At 55.6% G+C, this 16,736-nt stretch carries 11 protein-coding genes; 7 read left to right on the top strand and 4 right to left on the bottom strand.

The window, feature by feature from the left end:
• Positions 1 to 24: 24 nt before the first annotated feature.
• The gene (locus OQH67_RS12350) at positions 25 to 798 is read right to left on the bottom strand and encodes a tyrosine-type recombinase/integrase (protein ID WP_215435143.1); all 774 of its coding nucleotides are present in this window, start codon (positions 796 to 798) and stop codon (positions 25 to 27) included.
• A 491-nt stretch (positions 799 to 1,289) separates the two neighbouring features.
• Here OQH67_RS12350 and OQH67_RS12345 point away from each other — a divergent pair, with 491 nt between their 5' ends.
• From OQH67_RS12345 to OQH67_RS12335, 3 genes are all read left to right on the top strand, one after another.
• On the top strand, positions 1,290 to 1,862 hold the full coding sequence (locus OQH67_RS12345) for a hypothetical protein (RefSeq protein ID WP_215435144.1): 573 nt from the start codon (positions 1,290 to 1,292) through the stop codon (positions 1,860 to 1,862).
• A gap of 64 nt (positions 1,863 to 1,926) precedes the next feature.
• A complete protein-coding gene (locus tag OQH67_RS12340; protein WP_265145525.1) occupies positions 1,927 to 4,506 on the top strand; it encodes an SEL1-like repeat protein in 2,580 nt (859 codons plus the stop codon).
• A gap of 46 nt (positions 4,507 to 4,552) precedes the next feature.
• Positions 4,553 to 5,152, top strand: coding sequence for a DUF805 domain-containing protein (locus tag OQH67_RS12335; protein ID WP_215436633.1), 600 nt, complete (start codon positions 4,553 to 4,555; stop codon positions 5,150 to 5,152).
• A gap of 75 nt (positions 5,153 to 5,227) precedes the next feature.
• On the opposite strand, the gene OQH67_RS12330 is transcribed toward OQH67_RS12335, so the two are convergent.
• Positions 5,228 to 6,055: a potassium channel family protein gene (locus OQH67_RS12330; RefSeq protein ID WP_215436630.1), complete on the bottom strand. Its 828-nt coding sequence runs from the start codon at positions 6,053 to 6,055 to the stop codon at positions 5,228 to 5,230.
• A 71-nt stretch (positions 6,056 to 6,126) separates the two neighbouring features.
• Positions 6,127 to 7,968 (bottom strand): molecular chaperone HtpG, encoded by a 1,842-nt coding sequence (gene htpG / locus OQH67_RS12325; protein ID WP_215436627.1) that lies wholly within the window; start codon positions 7,966 to 7,968, stop codon positions 6,127 to 6,129.
• A gap of 174 nt (positions 7,969 to 8,142) precedes the next feature.
• Between htpG and OQH67_RS12320 the strand changes: the two genes are divergently transcribed.
• The gene (locus tag OQH67_RS12320; protein WP_215436623.1) at positions 8,143 to 10,014 is read left to right on the top strand and encodes a M60 family metallopeptidase; all 1,872 of its coding nucleotides are present in this window, start codon (positions 8,143 to 8,145) and stop codon (positions 10,012 to 10,014) included.
• A 925-nt stretch (positions 10,015 to 10,939) separates the two neighbouring features.
• Here OQH67_RS12320 and OQH67_RS12315 read toward each other — a convergent pair.
• A complete protein-coding gene (locus OQH67_RS12315) occupies positions 10,940 to 11,566 on the bottom strand; it encodes a DUF417 family protein (protein ID WP_215436620.1) in 627 nt (208 codons plus the stop codon).
• Between the two features lie 218 nt (positions 11,567 to 11,784).
• Between OQH67_RS12315 and OQH67_RS12310 the strand changes: the two genes are divergently transcribed.
• From OQH67_RS12310 to pheT, 3 genes are all read left to right on the top strand, one after another.
• Positions 11,785 to 12,942: an MFS transporter gene (locus tag OQH67_RS12310; protein ID WP_215436617.1), complete on the top strand. Its 1,158-nt coding sequence runs from the start codon at positions 11,785 to 11,787 to the stop codon at positions 12,940 to 12,942.
• 167 nt (positions 12,943 to 13,109) lie between these two features.
• A complete protein-coding gene (gene pheS, locus OQH67_RS12305; protein ID WP_215436609.1) occupies positions 13,110 to 14,135 on the top strand; it encodes a phenylalanine--tRNA ligase subunit alpha in 1,026 nt (341 codons plus the stop codon).
• An 18-nt stretch (positions 14,136 to 14,153) separates the two neighbouring features.
• Positions 14,154 to 16,691: a phenylalanine--tRNA ligase subunit beta gene (pheT, locus tag OQH67_RS12300; RefSeq protein ID WP_215436606.1), complete on the top strand. Its 2,538-nt coding sequence runs from the start codon at positions 14,154 to 14,156 to the stop codon at positions 16,689 to 16,691.
• Positions 16,692 to 16,736 lie beyond the last annotated feature (45 nt).

The following is a 16,736-nucleotide window of genomic DNA, read 5'->3' as shown; positions in this document are numbered from 1 at the left end:
CGTGTAATGCCAGACGGATTTTTGTCAGTCTTGCAACAGGAGGGAGGGGGGATTGAGTCCGTGTGTCCAGAACATGGCCCCGGTGATGGGGGTGATTCCGTCCATATTCAGATAGCGTGTCAGCAGAAGGGAGGGGGTGGCATGCCCCATCTCCTTCTGAAGAAGGGAACAGTTGCCGAAATGGGCCAGGTGATAGGATGCGTACGTGTGCCTTAGCACGTCCTGTACCCATCCCTTCTTTCTTAAAATACCGGACTGTCGGCGGATATCCCGCCACTTTTTCTCCCAATTGGGAGGACAGACCAGTTTCCCGGAGTTATGCATGGAACCCGCCTGGTTGAGAATGGCGGCCAGTACGGGAAGGATGGAAACATGACGGCTTCCTCCCGTTTTGGTATGGTTGGGAGCCAGTGACACCAACCCGGATTTCAGATTGATTCGATTCCAGGTCAGTCTTCTGACCTCATAAGGGCGTATTCCTGCATACAGCATCAGAGCGCAGGCAGGAAGGCACTCCCCGCTGAACATCCGTTTGGCGGTGTGGAGAAGTTGTTTTGCCTCATACAGGGAAAGAGCCCTGATGCGGGTTTCTTTCAGGGGAGGAGGAGGAACCAGGGAGGCCGCATTTTTGCGGCACCACCCCCGTTTCAAGGAAAAATTCAGGATGCCGCTTAGAATCAGCCGCCCCTTGTACCGCTGACGAACCGTGGAAAAGCTCTGGAGGAGATAATGCTCGCAATCTTCCGGAGTGATGGAGCGGACCTGTTTCCTTGCCAGTTCCGGGCATTTTTTCATCATCCGGGTAGCTATATAGCGGATTTCCTGCAGAGTGCGGGGTCTGCGGTGACTTTTTGCCTCTAGGCTGGCCGCTATTGCATGGGAAAATGGAACGCTTTTTTCCCTGTTGACAAGAGCCTCTTCCCCCAACCGTATGCATTTTCTGGCACGGGCTATTCTGTTTCCTCTTCCCCTGCTGGCATTCAAAAGGTCTTTTAACAGAAGAAAGGCATCCATGGGTGGAATCCCCAGGGAGCAGATGAGATTTACGCCGGCCTGATCTATATCGGACAGGGAAGAGAAAAGAGGAATGTTCATGAAGAATGTTGTAGCAGAGGATTCCTAATCCGTACGCAAGTCTAAAATGGGATGAGAATTGATTTGAAAGTCAAATAAGAACAAAAGGGGCAATGGTGGTGGATAAACAATATTTCATGAAGAATATGTTGGAATTTTCCCTGCATCCTTGAAGATAAGTATGCGGATTAGGAATCCGTTAAGATAAATAAAAAATGAATATTTCCACTTCATTTATATTCCTGATGTTCGGGACAAGCTTCATAGGGGGAGAGCATGTTTTTGCTCGAACCCTGGAAACGGGAAGGGCTGCCGGTTATTACACCCATTCCGGGAAGGGGGAAAAAAGCGCCAAGGCACGGTTTGAACGGTTCAAAACACGGAAAACATCTACAACCGCAACCAGCATAAGGCCCATTTCCATTTCGGACCAGTATGGGAACAGATATAATGGCGATATGATTACCAGTACTTATGATCCTGCGGCTAAAGCCAGGGCGGGAGCTGCTGCCTGGGACAAACGCCAAAGTGCCAAAGCTAGAACAATCATCAACCAGGCGGAACATGAAGCCCAATCAAAAATTATCCGGGAAGCGGAAGCTCAGGCTCTTCGCCAAGCTCTGTTACGTCTTCAAGAAGCCGTAAAACAGGAGAAGGTGGACAAGGTTCTTGCCGTCAAAATAGTAAAAGTTTTATCCATGCGCGTTAAACAGGGAATAATGAATAAAAGGCAGGCTGCTGGGGCTATTGATTATTTGATTATCAATAATAAAGTTAATATTAAATAATAAAAATACAGAATCATAAGAATAAATTACTGAAAATCGGTATGAATAATGATTTTTAATGAGTATGCTTCATGCAATATTGAGTATTTTTGTTGGTGTTCTAGGAGGTTTGAGTGCCAGAGTGATTTATTCTTTTGTGGCTTCCATTGCACTGCTGCCTTTGTCTTTATTATCTTCAAAGAGGAAAGATCAAGTTTCTATCGTACAAGCCGCTTTGGCTCTGTGCTTATTAGTTGCCGCTGTTTCCTTATATGACTTTGGAGTGATAAAAAGCTGGAAAGGAATAGTAGATCATTTGACCTGGGGAGATTATATAGGAATTGTTGTTTTCTGCATATCTTCTGCCTGTATTCCTGACAACCGATCCGCGGACAAGGCTGGTGATTGCGAGTATAACAAAATGATATTGAATGCAGGAGTGTATTTTTCCTTGTTTATTTCTATAGGTTTTTTATTGATGGATTGCTCGAAATTTATATGGAGTTATTTCTTTTTTTTCATAGTTTTTTTGTTGGTTTTATTTTTTCTGATAGATTTTTATTTTTCTAAAAAAAGTGTGAAGAAAATATTTATAGATGAGAATAGTTGTCCGGAAATAGTAATAAAGAAAAAACGGTGGGCAGGAAGAAATTGGTGGATGATTATGCTCATCGCTTCTGTATGTTCCTTAATGGCTTTTGGTATTGTGAAGCTGTTCAATGGAAAAGAATATGCAAATGAGAGTAAGCCAACAGAATTGGATTCATACCGTTTATTTGATTTGGGGGAGCAGTATTTGAATAAAGGTGACGTGGAGAGGGCAGCCTCATGTTTCAGGAAATCAGCGGAGTTAGGAAACGTAGAAGCCCAGAGGAATTTGGGGGATTGTTATTTTTGGGGAGAAGGAATCAAGGAAGACAAGCAGAAGGCGGTGAAGTGGTACCGCCTAGCCGCCGAACAGGGAAATGCGGAAGCTCAGAGGTTGTTGGGAGATTGTTACTATTTTGGAGAAGGAATCATGGAGGACAAGCGGGAGGCGGTGAAGTGGTACCGTCTGGCCGCCGAACAGGGAAACGCGGAAGCTCAGAAAGATCTGGCAGATTGTTATAAGAGTTTGGGATATTGTTACTATTTTGGAGAAGGAATCATGGAGGACAAACGGGAGGCAGTGAAGTGGTACCGCCTGGCCGCCGAACAGGGAGATGCGGAAGCCCAGAGGAATCTGGGGGATTGCTACTATTTTGGAACAGGAATCATGGAGGACAAACGGGAGGCAGTGAAGTGGTACCGCCTGGCCGCCGAACAGGGAGATGCGGAAGCCCAGAGGAATCTGGGGGATTGCTACTATTTTGGAACAGGAATCATGGAGGACAAACGGGAGGCAGTGAAGTGGTACCGCCTGGCCGCCGAACAGGGAGATGCGGAAGCCCAGAGGAATCTGGGGGATTGCTACTATTTTGGAACAGGAATCATGGAGGACAAGCAGAAGGCGGTGAAGTGGTTTCGCCTGGCTGCCGAGCAGGGAAACGCGGAAGCCCGGTGGAAGCTGGGAGCTTGTTACTCTCTTGGAGAAGGAATCATGAAGGACAGGCAGGAAGCGGTGAAGTGGTACCGCCTGGCCGCCGAACAGGGAAACGCGGAAGCTCAGTGGAGGCTGGGAGCCTGTTACTCTTTAGGAACAGGAATCAGGGAGGACAAGCAGGAGGCGGTGAAGTGGTACCGCCTGGCCACCCGGTGGGGAAACGCGGAAGCTCAGTGGAGGCTGGGAGATTGCTACTATTCAGGAACAGGAATCAGGGAGGACAAACAGGAGGCGGTGAAGTGGTACCGCCTGGCCGCCGAACAGGGAAACGCGGAAGCTCAGTGGAGGCTGGGATTTTGTTATTATGTTGGAACAGGAATCAGGGAGGACAAGCAGGAGGCGGTGAAGTGGTACCGCCTGGCCGCCGAACAGGGAAACGCGGAAGCTCAGTGGAGGCTGGGAGATTGCTACTATTCAGGAACAGGAATCAGGGAGGACAAACAGGAGGCGGTGAAGTGGTACCGCCTGGCCGCCGAACAGGGAAACGCGGAAGCTCAGTGGAGGCTGGGATTTTGTTATTATGTTGGAACAGGAATCAGGGAGGACAAACAGGAGGCGGTGAAGTGGTACCGCCTGGCCGCCGAACAGGGAAACGCGGAAGCTCAGTGGAGGCTGGGATTTTGTTATTATGTTGGAACAGGAATCAGGGAGGACAAACAGGAGGCGGTGAAGTGGTACCGCCTGGCCGCCGAACAGGGAAACGCGGAAGCTCAGTGGAGGCTGGGATTTTGTTATTATGTTGGAACAGGAATCAGGGGGGACAAACAGGAGGCGGTGAAGTGGTACCGTCTGTCGGCCCAACAGGGAGATGCAGAAGCCCAGTGGTTTCTAGGAGATTGTTATTTTTTTGGAGACGGTGTTGAGAAGAATAAAAGAGAAGCTGTAAACTGGTATTTTTTATCAGCCGAAAAAGGAAATGCCGAAGCTCAAAGAAGATTGGGGGCATGCTATTATTTTGGGCATGGCATCCCTATAAACAGACAAGAAGCAATACGCTGGTATCGTCTGGCTGCGAAACAAGGAAATACCGTAGCTATCACTATGCTGAAGAAGTTAGGAATATATAAAGGGAAAGAGCCGTAACGGATGGAAACTTTATTTATAAAAATATCATAAATAAGGAAGTATTATGGAACAGGTAGAGGAAAAACTATCGCGTATTGATGCATATAATAAACTTGTGGACGTCGCAATATTGACAAAAACGAGTTCTAAGGTAATTGCAGAAATCATGACCAAGGAGTTAGGGATAGAATGTAATGCCGTTAATGTACAGGATGTTTTGAGATCGTCGGTGTCTGCTTCTGATATGCATAAAATCCGTAGAGAGATAGAGGAAAATATGGCTATAAAGAGAAGGAATATAAATAGAACTACATTTCTGAAAAAATATATTAGTTTTTCTGGCCGTATTTCCAGATCTGAATATTGGATGCTAAAATTGCTTATATTGCCAATGATGGCTATTCTGTTTTTTATTGGTGTTGCCATGGTATCAAGGATAACAGGGGAAGATGTAGGAGTACTGGCGGGGATTATTATCTTTATTTGTTTTGTATATTTCAATATCGTTGCAGATGTTCGCAGGCTTCATGATATAGGAAAGAGTGGATGGTTTTTGCTTTGGGGACTAGTTCCTTTGGTCGGAATCATTATTACAGTGATTCTTTTATGCAGAGATAGCCAGTCAGTTAGTAATCAACATAGAGAATTAAAAGTTTCTCACTGAAAAACGGTTGAGTATTTGGTATTTGCTCTGGTACGGAGAGGACATCTTTTCCGATGTAATACCAAACGGATTCTGTCAGTTTTTGCCGGAATGGATAGCAGGCGTTTCCTCTTTTTCCGCAGGAGGTGCCTGCGGAGCTCCCCTCAGCGTTTTCAGCAGGGCAGCCATGGCGTCGATGTCTTCATCCGTCATGGAAGACAGGCTGTCCAGCTTCTTCTTGATGCCGTCCAGCACTTCTTCCCGGTAGGTCATGGGTTCCCCGTCGTGACCGTGCAGGAAAAAGGAGGTGATCGTGCTGGTGAGCGTCCCCACGAAGCCGATTCCGGTAATCATCAGAAAAACCGCGAGAAACTTGCCCGGCGTGGTGACCGGGTAGGTGTCTCCGTAGCCCACGGTGGTGGCCGTGACGAAGGACCACCAAATGCCGTTGGACAGGCTCATGCCCTCTGCCAGATGGATGCCCACGGCCCCCAGCAGGATAATGGTCAGCGCGGCAATGCAGATGTACTTGAATCCGTTCGTATTGAAAAAACGCCGGATGCGCGCGGAGAACCGCAGGGAGTAGGAAAACAGGTCCAGGTACCTGGCGAGCCGCAGGATCTCTTCCAGCCTGGCGAAGCGGAACAACCGGAAGAGGGAGTCGAACGGGATGATGGCCAGCAGGTCCCAGACGTGGCTTTTCACAAAGAGCCATTTGGAGGGGCTGAGGAAAAAGCGGATGACGTAGTCCAGGACGAATATCCAGTAAATGACCCGGTCCACGGTAACTTCCCATTCCGCGGCCCCGGAGGTCAGGTCGATGGCGGCCAGCGTGACGGCCACCAGGGCCAGCAGGCACATGACCGTTTCATACGCCAGTTTCAGGAACAGGAAGTGCCGGGGTGTTTTTGCGTCTGGAGCCATGGAGGGAAGGGTAGTAAAAAGCCGCTCCCGGATGGCGGGAAGCGGCTTGAAGGGATGAACCTCCGGCTGATTTACTTCAGCAGAAGCTGTTCCATCAGCGTCTGGGAGGACTGGGCGAGCACGGCGGGGTCGTCCAGCATGCCGGCGCGGAGCAGGGCCGTGTTCGCGATCTGGTCCGCGACCATCTGGGCCAGTTCCGGATTCTCCGTCCGCAGGGCGGAAAGCTTCTTGACCAGGGGATTGGAGGGGTTCAATTCAAGCTGGGGATGGTTTTCCGGAACTTCCTGCCCCATGGCCTTCATGTACGCTCTCATTTCCGGCCCCATGTCGTTGCCGCTCTGCAGGGCCACGGCGGGACCGCTGATCAGGCGCTTGCCCAGGGTGACCTTGGAGAACTTGTCCGGGTAAAGTTCTTTCAGCCATTCCTCCAGGGCGGTGGCTTCCTCCTGCGGCAGGGCGTCCTTCTGTTCCGTTTCCAGTTCCGGGAGTTCCACGTCCGCGCGGTCGATCATCGTGACGGGCTTGGCGTCCACGCTGGACAGGGAATCCAGTACGAATTCGTCCCCATGGTCCGTGAAGAAGGCCACTTCATAACCGCGCGCCTTGAAGGCTTCCAGATACGGGCTGTTTTCCAGATGGGCGCGGGAGGGGCCGGTCAGGGCGTAAATGGCCGTCTGGCCTTCCTTCATGCGGGTGATGTATTCCTCGAAGGAGGTCGTTTCCCCCGGATCCGTGGCGGTGGATTCAAACCGGAGCAGCTTGCCCAGGGATTCCTTGTTCGGCCAGGAGGTCACCACACCTTCCTTCAGGTAGCGGGAGAACTGGGCGTAGAATTCCTTGTAGGTTTCCTTCTCGTCCTTGGCGAGCTTATCCAGATGCTTGATGAAGCGCTTGGTGATGATGTCGCTGATCTTGCGCACCAGGGAATTGTCCTGGAGCATTTCGCGGGAGATATTCAGGGGCAGGTCTTCGCTGTCCACCACGCCGTTCAGGAAGCGCAGCCAGTCGGGCAGCAGCCCTTCCGGCTTCGCGTCGATCAGCACGCGCTTGCAGTACAGGGACACGTTGGGGTCCACGCGGCCGAAGCCGAACATTTCCGGATTCCGCCGCGGAATGAAGAGCAGGGAATGGAGCATGATGGGCGCGTCCGCGCTGAAATGCATGTAGGAGAGGGGCTTCTCGTCCGTGTGGGAGATGAACTGGTAAAACTCGTCGTATTCCTCCGGCTTCACGTCGGATTTGGACTTGGACCAGATGGCCTGCACGGTGTTGATGTGTTCCCCGTTGAAGTTGATCGGGAAGGCCACGAAGTTGGAATAACGGCGGAGCAGTTCCTTCACGCGGTAATCCTGGGAGAACTCCGCGTATTCCTCCTTCAGGTGGATGACGATGCGAGTGCCGCGGTCCAGGGGCTCGTCCAGCGTTTCAATGGAATAGCCCTCCCGGCCTTCGGAGACCCAGCGGAGGGAGGCGGCTTCCGGTTCATGGGAATGCGTGAACACTTCCACCTGTTCCGCCACCATGAAGGAGCTGTAGAACCCCACGCCGAACTGGCCGATCAGGTCGGTTCCGCCTTCCTGCTTCTGCTTCAGCGCCTCCAGGAACTTCTTGGTGCCGGAGTGCGCGATGGTGCCGAGGTTCTCCACCAGGTCCGCTTCCGTCATGCCGATGCCGGTGTCCGCGATGGTGATGGTCTTGTTGTCCTTGTCCGTGGTGATGCTGATTTCCAGCGGCTTGTCCGGCTGGTAGATGTTGGAGTCCGTCAACTGTTTCACGCGCAGTTTTTCCAGGGCGTCCGAAGCGTTGGAGACGAGTTCCCTGACGAAAATCTCGCGGTCGCTGTACAGGGCATTGATGACAATGTCCAGCAGCTGCCGGACTTCCGCCTGAAATTGATGTGTTTCTGTATTCATATGGAAAAATGTGTTGCGGGCACCATTATAGAAGAGCCGTCAAGAGGGTGGACACTTTTTAACATTTTGGGCGTCATCCCATGTCACACAATCCGGTTTTTTTCCGGTCCGGCGGTCCGGCGGGGAATTTTCCTTGAAACAATTGCGGAAACTCACCAGTATTACTTTATAATCATGATGCTTTCACAGCTTTTCAAAAAAGGGTGTCTTCTGCTGGCCGTCTGCGGATGGCTGGGGGGCGGCGTGCTCCCGGCCCAGGAGGTTCAGCAACCCCCCATTACGGAAGAAGGTCTGAAGGCGCTGGATTCCAATGTCTTCACGAATGAATTCATGGTGGCGCTGAAGCCCGCCGTGAACCGTGACCGGATTGCGAAAATCCGCGACCCCTTCGTGCGCCGGATCGCCCAGCAGATGGCGGACAAGAAGTACGACAGCAAGTCCCGCACCATGCTGGCGGAACCGTACGAACCGGTGAAGGACCTGGCGGACCGCCTGCGCACCAGCCAGTACAGCAAATTTGAAAACCCCACGGGCATTTTCTTTGAAGAAGGAGAGGACGTGCTGGTCATCATGGGAGACCCCAAGGATGAAAAGCTTTCCCTGGTCATCCAGAACTTCGGGCGCGGCGGAGGCCGCAGTTCCTACCCGCTGAAGGCGGGCGTCAACATTTTTAAAGCCAAGAACAAGGGGCTGGGCTACATCGAATACTTCACGCCCAACTACAAGAAAGCCGGAAAGGTGAAGGTCTCCATTCCCTCCGGCAAGGTGAACGGCGTCTTCGTGGGCGGCGTGCACAAGAACAGCGACTGGAAGAAGATGCTGGAAAACTCCCCGACGGAGGTCATCGACATTGTGGGCAGCCGCGTCCACCTGGTGTACCCGGTGGAGGAACTCAGGCAGGTCTGCCCGGACAAGGGTGAGGAACTGATCGCCCTGTATGACAGGATCATCGGCATGGAACAGCAGATCATGGGACTGTACAAGTACAAGATGCTTCCCAAGAACAGAATGTTCGGGCGCGTAATCTGGCAGGGATTCATGCATGCGGACGGCACGGGCGCGGCCTTCCACAACGGAACGATGAAGGAAGTAGCCAATCCGGACAAGATTCCCGGCAGCGCCTGGGGCATCGCCCACGAATTCGGCCATGTCAACCAGGTGCGGCCCGCCATGAAATGGGTCTCTACCGGGGAAGTGACCAACAACATTTATTCCGCCTATGTGAACTACATGCTGAACCCCACCAGCATGCGCCTGGAGCACGAACGGATCAACGGGGGCGACGGCAACATGATCGGCGGCCGTTTCAACGCCTATCTGAACAACGGCATCGTGAAAGGGGAAAACTGGCTCATCCAGGCCGGGCCGGACAAGCGTTCCGGCGGCGACAACCGCCCGATGGTGCATGACCACTTTGTGAAACTGGCCCCCCTGTGGCAGCTGGAGCTTTACTTCAAGGTGGCCGGCAAGGGGAATCCGGACTTTTATCCGGACATCTTCTACAAGGCCATCAAGATGGACACCGCGGGCAAGAAGGATGGCGAACTCCAGCTGGCGTTCATGAAAAACGCGTGCGACGTTTCCAAACAGGACCTGACGGACTTCTTCCGGAAAACCGGGATGCTCAAGCCCATTGACCAGGAACTGGACGACTACACCTGCGCCCGCATGACCATTACGGAGGCGGATTGCAGGAATCTGGTCGCCTACGCCAGGAAGTACAAAAAGCCGGAAAGCCCGGTTATCTACTACATCTCCGTCAACAGCGTGGAAGCCTACAAAAACCGTCTTGCGGTCCGCGGTTCCTACAACCAGGGCATCACGGAGCAGGGCAACCGCCGTATCATTTCCCATGACGTGTGGAAAAACGTCGTCGTATTTGAAACCTACAAGGATAATGAACTGGTCCGCGCGACGATGGTCGGCACGGACTCCAAGGACAATTCCTCCACAACGGTGACGTATCCGGAAGGCTCTACCAGGATTGAAGCTGTCTCCTGGGACGGCAAGCGCACCCTGGTGTATGGAAAGAGGCCTGCCAAATAACATCTTAAGAGGTTAGCGTGTTCTGGCGCCGCCGTTCCTTCTGGGACGGCGGCGCTTTTTCATGGAGAGGCGGGGCGGGATGAAAGGGAAAACACGCCTTTTCAGCGCGTTCCTTCCGCCGGTTTTCGGTGGTGGAAGCTTCCGGCGTTACGGAAGAAACCGGGATGCTTGGGACCGCCAGCGGCAGGAATGAATATCTGAAAGCCGGCCATTGTGTTAATGGAGACCATGAATTGGTGATGGAGAAGGCCCGCGCACCATCGAACGGGAGGGGCGGAGAAACCGGAGAGGACGGAAAAATATCTTCCATTTATCAGGGACGGAATCAGTCATTCATGGGATGTACGGGTCAAAAAGGCCGCATTGACCGCGGCGGCCATGATGCGGGGGAAAGACGGGCATCTCCCTGGCAAAGGCGAACTTACCGGACGGCCTGCTCCGTGTTTGCGGCATGCCGGCAGGAAGGTGCTGGGCCCGGCGGTGGACGCCAGAGAATGCCCTGGAAAGCGGATACGGCATTCACCGCTGAATGCGGCTTATAGGGGAACGCCGGGGAAACGGATCGGAATGGAGGCGCGGGAAAACGGGGAGTACATCCCCAGGGAAAGGGAGGTGGAGAAGAAATGCTTATTTGAAAGACTTGTGTTCCGTACAAGGCCGGAAATGGGAGAAATAAACTGCCGGGAAGTTCGTGGGGAGCCCCTGCGGCTGGCGCTGGCCATTCTTGAAAACGGCGCTGATGCGCTTCATAGGTATCGGCATTCCCTGCGTGGAATTTGGACCGGATGGCCTCTGGACGGCTGGAAACGGCTTTTTCCTCCAAAAGACGGTCCACGTATCTATTTAGAGGGGGCCTCTCTGGAAAAGAAAATCCCGTCCCTGCTTGCGGCAAGGACGGGATGAAAGGAGGTAAGGTGTGAAAGGGTTAGTCGTTCCGGCAGCAGCAGGATTTTTCACCAGTCGTACAGCCGAGGCGCGCTTTCAGAATGCGCTTGATATCCGTTCCCAGCAGCGTGACCGCGCCGGCCATGATGACAATATCCTTGATCACCAGGCGTCCGGCTCCGCTCAGGTAGGGGAAGCCGTGGTTCGGGCCTCCAAGGTCGGGCACCCATGTTTCCGGCGTGGTGATGAGGAAGGACAGAGTGCCGAAAGTCATGATGATCGCCAGGCAGTCTCCCGCCAGGCCCACCTTCGGGAAGAAAAGGCCCAGCAGCACCAGCGTGCCGATGGAAACGATCAGAACCCCCAGCCCGTAGGAAAACCCGTAGGTGTTGTTCTCCTTGTGCCAGGCAATGTTTTCCGGCACCACGGCGCCTTCCTTGTTCATGTGCTGCTTGTATTCCGGAGCCTCCTTGTTGTAGAAAAAGCTCATCATCGGGCTGTTGGCGACAAAGGGAACGATGCCGTCCGCTTCATATTGAAAGGCCTTGAGTCCGCCGATCCACGCGAACACGACAAAAATGGCCACTCTGATGAAATTGATGCCCAGTTTCTGCAATTGTTCGGCATAATGAAGGCATTTTTCAGGAGATGAATGTGAAGTAAACATATCTCCTCGTAATAGGGGAAGGTATCAAAGTCAAGAGAATTATTCTAATTTTAAATAATATCCGCGAATTTCCGTAATGCTGCACGGGGAGGAGAAAGGGAGGCTTCCGCTCCCCGGCAGCCGGCAAAAACGGATTCCCTGCCGGGAAACGCGTTTTGAACGCAAGCGGCGGGGATGCTGTATAATATGGGATGGATAAGACGGATTCTTCTGGGATTATGAAAGGCAAAATACTGTTGCTGGCGGCTTTTCTGATTGTCTGCTTCAACCTGCGCACCGGGTTTGATTCTCCCGATCCTCTGTTGGGGACAATTGAAAAGGATATGGGGCTTTCCCTGGAGAATTCAGGGTTGTTTGCCCTGCTGCCCGTGTTTGTGCTGGGCGTGGCGGCTCCCATTTCTCCGCGCGTCGCGCGCTGGATGACGCCGTGGAAAATCATTTTCTGGTTCCAGCTTCTGGCCGTGGCCGGGATTTTCTGGCGCAGCTGGGACGGCGTGGCGGGCCTGTACGGCGGCATGGTTCTGATGGGGCTGGGCATGGGGATTGCCGGAGCGGCCATTCCCGGGTTGATCAAGCACCAGTTCCCGGACCACGCTTCCGCCATGATGGGCGTTTACAGCGCGATGATCGGCGTGGGGAGCGCCGTGGCCTCCGGCTTGTCCGTACCCATCTCCAACATGCTGGGAGGGTGGCGCTTCGGCCTGGGAGTGTGGATTATTCCCATTCTGCTGGGAATGCTGGTATGGGGCGCCTACTTCCTCAAGCATCCGGTCGGCATGCTCCCGAGCGATCCGGCGTCTTCCGGACACAACCTGCTGCGCAGCAGCAAGGCATGGCAGGTCACCATCTTTTATTTGAGCCGCGTGGGGGCGGCCTACTTCTTTTATACCTGGATTCCGATTTTCCTGCGACAGCGCGGCATGAGCTACATGGACGCTGGGTTCATTCTTTCCGTAGCCATGTTCGCCCAGCTGCCCGCCACGCTTTCCGCGCACGCGCTGGAGAAGGCCACGGGAGGCCGGGGCCTGCTTATCGTGATGGCCATGGCACTGGCGGCCCTTTCCTGCTGGGGTATTCTTTATCTTCCGCTGGACTGGGCTCTCTGGATGGCTATTCTGTTCGGCCTGGCGACGGGAACCGTGTTCAGCCGCGGGATGGCTCTGATGGTGGAACGCGCCCGGACTCCTTCCGAGTCAATCAGGCTTTCCGGCATGTCCCAGGGCATCGGTTTTACCATGGGAGCCCTTCTGAGCCTGTTCTTCACCACCTTTCTGCATCAGGGTGGCTCCTTCCTGCCGTTCTGCCTGGTTTATACCTTTTTCTGCGTACTCGGCATGATTTCCGGACGCATGTCCGCCCAGCCGGGATACGTGTAATTTTTCAGGGAGATATTAATGATTAAGGATTAGGTATTAGATCGTGAGAGGATGTGCTGTTTCTTCGCCTTTCCGGTCCGGGCTCTTTTGTTTTTTGGAGATCCCCCGCCGTCCGAAGGGCTTGACGCTGGCGGAGGGGACGGGTAATCTATTGCCCGTCAAATTTTATGAAGGAAGAGATCGTACGCATTCAACGGGACGCTCTGGCGCGCATCGCCCAGGTGTCTGACAGGCGCGGCGTGGAAGACGCCCGCGTCGCCATCCTCGGCAAAAAAGGGGAACTGACCCTGGCCCAGACGGGCATGAAGGACGTGCCCCGAGAGGAAAAGCCCGCCGTAGGCCAGCTGCTCAACGACGCCCGCAAGGCGATTACCGAAGCGCTGGACGCCAAGCTGGTGGAAGTCCAGGCCCGGGCGGACAGGGAGGCCGTTGCCGGCGTGGATCTGACCCTGCCTGCGCGTTCCCTCCCTCTGGGAGGCCTGCATCCGCTGACCATCGTCCGGGACGAGGCCATCGGCATTCTGCGCCGCATGGGGTTCGCGCTGGCGGATGGCCCGGAAATCGAGGACGAGTTCCATTGCTTTGACGCCCTGAACACCCCGGCGGACCACCCGGCCCGCAATGAAAAGGACACGTTTTACTTTGATTCCGGCAAGCTGCTGCGCACGCATACCTCCACCGTTCAGATCCGCTCGATGGAAAAGCAGCTTCCCCCCGTGCGCGTGATTGCTCCCGGCTCCGCCTACCGCCGGGACGAGATCGACGCCACGCACCTTTCCGCCTTCAACCAGCTTGAAGGGCTGTATGTGGACACGGACGTTTCCGTCGGCGACCTCAAGGGAACGCTGGAATACTTCCTGCGCGCCCTCTTCGGTTCCGATACGGAAGTCCGCTTCCGCCCCCATTTCTTCCCGTTCACGGAACCCAGCTTCGAAATCGACGTGAAGCTGAAGGCGGCGGGGCAGGAGCCCCGCTGGGTGGAAATCGCGGGCTGCGGCATGGTGGACCCGAACGTCTTTGAAGCCGTGGACCGCGAACGCGGGCTGGAGCCCGGCGTGCGCGCCTGTTATGCGGGGCTGACCGGGTTCGCCTTCGGCATCGGCCTGGACCGCCTGGCCATGATCCGCTGGGGTATCCGGGACATCCGCGCCCTGATTGAAAACGATGTGCGTTTCCTCGCCCAATTCCAATAAATCTTACCTTATCCAGATATGAAAATTTCCCTTAATTGGCTTTCCCAGTACATTGACCTGGCCGGTCTGAGCGTGGACGAAATGTCGGACATGCTGACCTTTGCCGGGATTGAGGTGGAAGACATCCGCCAGCAGGGCGTGGATTCCCCCCTGGTGGTAGTGGCGCGCGTGGCCTCCGCCGAACAGCACCCTCAGGCGGACCGCCTGAAAGTCTGCCAGGTGGACGTGGGCGACGGCACGCTGCACCAGATCGTGTGCGGAGCGCAGAACTACAAGGCGGGCGACAAGGTTCCCTGCGCCCTGCCGGGCGCGGTTCTTCCGGGCAACGTTGAAATCAAGGTGGGCAAGCTGCGCGGCGTGGAATCCCGCGGCATGCTGTGTTCCGCCTCCGAGCTGGGGCTGCCGGACAAGGAGCACGGCCTCTGGATACTGCCGCAGGAGCTGGAAGTGGGCATGCCCATCTCCCAGGTCGTGAAAGCGGATACCATCGTGGAAGTGGAAGTGACGCCCAACCGTCCGGACCTGCTCTCCCACAACGGCATGGCCTTTGAACTGGCCGCCATCTCCGGCCGCGAATACAAGCCCGTCCCGATCGACGACGCCCAGGTGGAGCTGGAACCCGCCGGGGACTTCGTCCGTCTGGACCAGCCGGAAATCAACCCGTACTACACCGCCGTGAAAATCAGCGGCGTGAAGGTGAAGGAAAGCCCGGAATGGCTGAAGGAGCGGCTGGTCGCCATCGGACTGCGCCCCATCAACAACATTGTGGACATCACCAACTTCGTCCTGCATGAACAGGGAACCCCTCTTCATGCGTTTGACGCGGCCAGGGTGCAGGGCGGCATCGTCACCCGCACCGCCTATGAAGGGGAAACCATCAAGGCTCTGGACGGCCAGGAGTACACGCTCAACTGTACGGATCTGGTCGTGGCGGACCAGTCCGGCAAGGCGCTTGCCATCGGCGGTGTGATGGGCGGGGAGGAAAGCGGCGTGACCCAGTCCACCATGGACATCATTCTGGAATCCGCCTGGTTCAAGCCCTCCGCCGTGCGCGCCACGTCGCGCAGGCTGGCCCTGTCTTCCGACTCCTCCTACCGTTTTGAACGAGGCACGTCCGCGTGGAATACGCTGCGTGGTTCCGTGCGTGCCGTGGAGCTTATCCTGGAATTGGCGGGCGGCACGGCTTCCCCCACGTATGTGGCCGGAAAACCGGCGCCGAACCCCGCCCACGCCGCCATTCCCTTCTGCGGGACTCCGGACGGCCCCACCTCCGTATTCGCCTCCCTGAAGCAGGGCAAGGGCGCCACGGTGGAAAACGAGCTTGGCTTTGTCCGCCTGCCCTGGGCGGAACTGGACCAGATTTCCGGCGGCGCCATCCCGCATGAGGAGGGCGCGCGCATCCTGACGGCCCTGGGGCTGAGTCCCGTGGCGGAAATCGCCGGAAAAGAGGTGGAATCCGAATACTGGCTGGTTCCTCCGCATCGGCTGGACCTCACCCGCGCCTGCGACCTTCTGGAAGAAATCGTGCGCGTGTTCGGCCTGGACGGCATCCCCTCCCGGTTCCGGGGCCCCTTCGTGGCGGAATCCGCCGTGGACCTGGCCTACAACTTCCAGATGGGCCTGCGCCGGAAGCTGGCCGCCCTGGGGTTTTATGAAACCCAGACCATCAAGCTCATCGCTTCCGAATCCGCGGACGGCGCCATCGCCCAGGTGAAGGACGCCCTGCCGGTACGCCCCCTTCAGGAAGGCGACATCATCCGCGTGGCCCTTCCGCTCAGCGAAGACCATTCCGTCCTGCGCCCGGCGCACACGCCCGGCCTGATTGCCGCCGCCGTGCGCAACAGCAACCAGGGCGCTTCCGTGCTGCGCTTCTTTGAACTGGGCCGCGTATTCCGCAACACGGGCGGCGGCAAGGGCAGGGACATTGAAACGGACACGCTCGGCATTTTGATCGCGGGGGACAGGTCGCCCCGCTCCTGGGCGGCCCCCAGGCCGGAACAGTCATCCTTTGAAGACCTGCTGGCCGTGATGGAAGTTCTGGCCCCCGGGCACTCCTTCACGCTGACTCCCGCCAGGCCCCGCGAACAGGCGGCCCTGGGTGCGGACGTGCAGCTGGACGGCAAGGCCTGCGGCTACTTCGCCCGGCTCTCCCTGTCCCGATGCCGGGAACTGGGACTGGACAAGCCCGTATACGTGGCGGAACTGGACCTGCGCAAGATGCAGGAAATACTGACCGCTCCCGTCAAAGCCGCCGACCTGCCGCAGTTCCCCGGCTCCTCCCGCGACGCCGCCATGGAGCTGCCCCTGTCCACGCCGAACGCGGACATTGTGAAAGCCATTGAAGCCGCCAGGGAAAAACTGCTCGTCAGCTACTCCTGCTTTGACGTATTTACGGACCCCTCCGGACAGAAGCTGCCCGCGGACCGCAAATCCATCGCCTACACCTTCCTGTACCGGGACCCGGCCAAGACCCTGACCGCCGCGGAAGTGGACGCCGCGCACCAGCGCGTGTTGAAATCCCTGACGGACAAGGTGAAAGGTCTTTCCTTCAGATAAATCCTTACCGGTGGGCCGCGCGTTTCGGAAACCGGAGCGCGCGGC

The sequence above is a fragment of the Akkermansia biwaensis genome (assembly GCF_026072915.1).
In the GTDB taxonomy this organism is placed as follows: Bacteria; Verrucomicrobiota; Verrucomicrobiia; order Verrucomicrobiales; family Akkermansiaceae; genus Akkermansia; species Akkermansia biwaensis.
Note: the sequence above shows the minus strand (reverse complement) of the source record. Positions and strands in the feature narration are given on the sequence as shown.